Source organism: Zhongshania sp. (assembly GCF_041623545.1).
In the GTDB taxonomy this organism is placed as follows: Bacteria; Pseudomonadota; Gammaproteobacteria; order Pseudomonadales; family Spongiibacteraceae; genus Spongiibacter.
This window is the reverse complement of record NZ_JBFJWS010000273.1, coordinates 1-4366: the sequence shown is the minus strand read 5'-3', so window position 1 is coordinate 4366 and position 4366 is coordinate 1. Positions and strand designations below refer to the sequence as shown.

Sequence of the window (4366 nt, the reverse complement as noted above, 5' to 3'; positions counted from 1 at the left end):
TGGAGTATATTGCCGAAGTAGTAAACCGCTGTTTGCCGAAGTTAATGAAGGGGCCGTTTCTTTAAAAAATAGTCGGGCGTCTGGCGTCGGAGGTCTGACGAAGTACCAACGTTTACGTGTACACGAGGATGCACCAAACGTAACCTGCGCCCCAGCCCGACGTCGTCTGACGTCGGACCTCAGACTTCAGACGTCACTCCCTGACAATGCCTATCCATAAACCGCCGCATTAATTTTAAATACTCTCTCTGCCCCAAGTGAACAACGTGATTGCCGGGAAACCAGTGTAAATGGGATTCAGGCCAGTGAGCGTGGAGTAGGCGCACAAAGCGCGGCGGGGTGAAGCGGTCACCCGCACCACCGATAATCATAACCCGTTCAGGATCAAGCTTGGGTTGATAGCTCAGCGGACTGTGAATCGCCAGGCCACGCCGAAGATCCATTGGCGTTAAGCCGGTACGTTGGCCAATTAAATCCATTAAACGGCCCGTTGGCTGCCAACTCCGCAGGGTATCTACCGGTGCGACCAGGGGTGAGTTGGGTATGCAAAATGCCAAGCGCGGTTCGACAACGGCCATTATTGAGCTTAAATAGCCGCCCAAGCTTAGCCCACTGATTCCAACATGGGGTGCTCCGCGCTCAAATAGATAATCAATAATCACCCGTGTGTCGCATACTGCTTGTAGCATGCCTTCGTTCAACTGGGAAAACCCGCCTGCAAATAGCCCGTAGCCACTAAAGGGGTGGCAGGGCTCGGCCCGAGCACCATGAAAGGGCTGGGTCATTAACAATATGTCGTAGCCATTGTCATAAAACCAACGCAGCGAAAAGAACAGGCTATTAAAACCATACCAACTCTCAACTACGCCGTGAACAAAAATCAGCGTCGGCCGGGGTCCGTCAGGATGGGTCCAATACTGGGCGTTGGCGGTACGATTACGCTCGTAACTGAGATAGCTGTCGGTAAGCTCAGGGTTTAATGGTGTAAACGGGCTAGTAAAGCGTAGCTCAACGGCAGGAATACCTTTGGGCTTATAGTTAAAGCGGCCTATTTTATGGGTTTCGACCTCAACTTTCGGCGGCGGTATAAACACCGTATCAACATCTTGAGACGCCGCCAAACCCGCATAAAAGTCCATTTGCGAGCGCTCACGCGCCATGCCATCGCCTTTAAATAATTGCGGCACCAGCGTACTAGAAATCATCAGGCCTAAACCGGTCCGCATCATGCGATCCATTATTGCGGTGCCGTAGACTTGTATCGGGTATTCACTGTCCAGCTCAGTACCGTCCGACTGGCAGTAAAAATCCTCGGGTAGACTACGCCACCACGGCGGTGACTTCTTAACCGGGGGCAATACAGATGGCGGCATAGGTCTTAATCTCTTGGCTTAGTATGCAGTAACTTAGTTGTACCATATCTGCGCTAATCAACAGTAGTGCTCGATAAAATTAATTCCTACCCGGGTACTTCGACTACGCTGAGCTTGCCCCCAATGCCATCAGTGCTTAAGCTGAGCACTCTGTCTTTTACGGCGCGGCTTCATGACTGTTCAACACGAGCTCGAGGACTTTTTAGATTATTTGGCCACAGCTCGGCGCTTATCGCCCCACACCCTCAGCGCCTACCGCAATGACCTGAGCGGGTTTATCGCCTTCTGCGAGCGGCAATCACTGACATCAGTAGACGCGGCCGACAGCGGCCATATTCGTCATTTCATTGGCCAGCGCCGCAGCGCCAGTGCCGCGGCCGTCAGTATTCAGCGCTTACTCTCCGCCTTGCGCAGCCTCTATCGCTACCGTATGCGCCATCGTGGCGCTACACACAATCCAGCGATTGGCATTAGCGCGCCTAAGCGCCCCAAACGACTGCCCAAAACCCTTGATGTGGACATGATTAAACAGCTCTTGGAATTTGAGGGCGACGAGGCAATTGATGTTCGTGACCGCGCCATGATGGAATTGTTTTATTCTTCGGGGCTGCGCCTTGCTGAGCTGGCGGACCTAAACATCAGTGATCTCGATTTAAATGACGCACTGGTTACCGTTACCGGCAAAGGCAGTAAAACGCGCACCTTGCCCATCGGCCGCATTGCGATTGCGGCGCTGCGCCAATGGTTAAGCATCCGCGATTGCCTTGCTGGCGACCAAGCCTTGTTTCTCGGCCAGCGTGGTAAACGCCTAGGTCACCGCGCCATTCAACAGCGCATCCGCTTTCGGGCCACACAACAGGGTTTGCCGGCCCATGTACACCCTCATATGCTGCGCCACTCCTTTGCCAGCCATTTACTAGAGTCCAGCAGCGATTTGCGGGGCGTACAAGAACTGCTCGGCCATGCTAATTTATCCACAACACAGGTTTATACTCACTTGGACTTCCAACATTTAGCCCAGGTTTACGACAAGGCCCACCCCCGAGCCACCCGAAAGGCCAGCAATGAGCAAGATTAAACTACTGAGCTTTGACCTCGATGATACCCTGTGGGAAACCGCCCCCACCATTGCTAGGGCCGAGCAGGCTTTTTACCAGCATCTCGGGACCGCCGCACCGGCGCTGGTAGCGAAATTCAGCCCCGAAGCCTTGCGCGCGCATCGCCTGCAATACTTACGCGCCAACCCAAACTTGCAACACCATATATCCCAATGGCGGATCGATAGCCTTAACCAAGCGCTAATTGAATCTGGCTATCAAGAACAAAGTAGGGCGTTAGCGACGGCGGCCTTTGATGTTTTTTATCAGGCCCGTCAACAGGTGGAGTTATTTGAGCACTGCGCCAAGATTCTCGCCGAGCTAAGCAAAGACTTCCTGTTGATCAGCTTAACCAATGGCAATGCTGATCTCACTCGGCTGCCGATCAGCCAGCACTTTCACGCTAGCTTCCGGGCCGAACAAGTCGGCGCGGCCAAACCCGCACCAGCACTATTTTTAGCGGCCTTAACGCAGGCAAATTGTCGCCCAGAGGAATGTATCCACATTGGCGACAATACCAATGACGATATAAGCGGAGCAAAAGCGGTAGGCATGTATGCGATTCAGGCGCGACTTACAGCAAGCGCACCTGAGCCCCATCCATTAGCAGATCAGCATTTTGATGATTGGCGAGAATTACCAAGATTAATTCAGCAAATACATGCTGGCTAAGCTTAGCAACACGCCAAATTAAAACGTATCTGAGTCAGTATCTATGTCCGCGAGATTGCTGCGCATATGTGGCTCGAGATGCTTGATCTCACCACCCCGCGACAGAAACTCTTCAACGTCCTTAGACAACTGATCGCGCATACGATCATGCACTGTCTGACTAGGCACAAAGCTTGGGTTTGAAACCTGACTATCTGTACTACGATTACGCGACCCCATACGAACTCCTCCCGGAAACAAGAAACCCGCGTTTATATGGCGCTTTATACTGTTTTCTATGGCTCGTTGACAAGCACCGGATTAGGCTTTTTTGTTCTTAATACACTTACATACTAATATATTTTGAGCTAAAGACTTTTTCCGGCCACAAAAAAAGGCGACCATAAGCCGCCCTTCATTAATGCTGGTAAAACCAGACTTAAATCGCGTCTTCGCCGGTCTCGCCGGTACGAATCCGGATAACTTGCTCTAAGGAAGTGACGAAAATTTTACCATCGCCGATTTTGCCCGTGCAGGCCGCCTTAGTCACGGTATCAATTACTTTCTCTACCTGATCGTCGGTCACGGCAATTTCCAGTTTAACCTTGGGCAAGAAATCGACTACGTACTCCGCGCCACGGTAGAGCTCCGTATGGCCTTTTTGACGACCAAAACCTTTAACTTCAGTCACCGTAACACCCTGTACGCCAATTTCCGACAAAGCGGCACGGACGTCATCTAATTTAAACGGCTTAATTACCGCACTGACTAATTTCATCGCCGAAGTATCCCCTTCATTATGATTACTACAATATATACCCTATTTAGCCTCGGCGGCGGGGGTTTGGCAAGGTGATCGCGTATTTTGGCGTAAATAAGTGTGAAAAAGCTGGTGGCTTTAGACGCAGGTGAACGCCAAGCCTGGACTAGATCTACGCTTGACGGGAGACGGTAGACGCTTTTTATTCGCTGTCGCTCACTAGATGCTCGCCTACGCAAGCATGACCAATCTAACGACGCATCGTCCTTGCTAACGCGAGGAGCTAATACCAGCGAACGCCAAGACAAAGTACCTAGCCGCCCTTGCGTCTCCCATCTCCCGTAAAGCATTACGCAAAAAAAAGGGCGCTCAATGAGCGCCCTGAAATCACCAAACGGGGAGAGTCTTACTTGTTGGTGAATTCCGGATAAGCTTCCATGCCACATTCAGAGAGGTCGACACCTTCGTACTCTTCCTCGTCAGTA

Annotated in this window: 5 protein-coding genes; 2 read left to right on the top strand and 3 right to left on the bottom strand. The window is 51.6% G+C overall.

The genetic code is table 11. The features are described from left to right. Positions 1-179: 179 nt before the first annotated feature. Positions 180-1373 carry an alpha/beta hydrolase family protein gene (locus ABYT30_RS16230; RefSeq protein ID WP_373097509.1) on the bottom strand — a complete coding sequence of 398 codons (1194 nt, stop codon included), beginning with the start codon at positions 1371-1373 and terminating at the stop codon, positions 180-182. 172 nt (positions 1374-1545) lie between these two features. Between ABYT30_RS16230 and xerC the strand changes: the two genes are divergently transcribed. Beyond that, entirely contained in the window at positions 1546-2451 is a 906-nt protein-coding gene (gene xerC / locus ABYT30_RS16225; RefSeq protein ID WP_373097508.1) for a tyrosine recombinase XerC, read from the top strand. Beyond that, positions 2438-3142 carry an HAD family hydrolase gene (locus ABYT30_RS16220; RefSeq protein ID WP_373084383.1) on the top strand — a complete coding sequence of 235 codons (705 nt, stop codon included), beginning with the start codon at positions 2438-2440 and terminating at the stop codon, positions 3140-3142. Before xerC ends, ABYT30_RS16220 begins: the two co-directional genes overlap by 14 nt. An 18-nt stretch (positions 3143-3160) precedes the next feature. Here ABYT30_RS16220 and ABYT30_RS16215 read toward each other — a convergent pair whose 3' ends face one another. Beyond that, positions 3161-3361, bottom strand: a complete 201-nt coding sequence (locus ABYT30_RS16215; protein WP_373084381.1) for a hypothetical protein — start codon at positions 3359-3361, stop codon at positions 3161-3163. A 199-nt stretch (positions 3362-3560) separates the two neighbouring features. Beyond that, positions 3561-3899 (bottom strand): P-II family nitrogen regulator, encoded by a 339-nt coding sequence (glnK, locus tag ABYT30_RS16210; protein ID WP_008253411.1) that lies wholly within the window; start codon positions 3897-3899, stop codon positions 3561-3563. Positions 3900-4366: the final 467 nt, after the last annotated feature.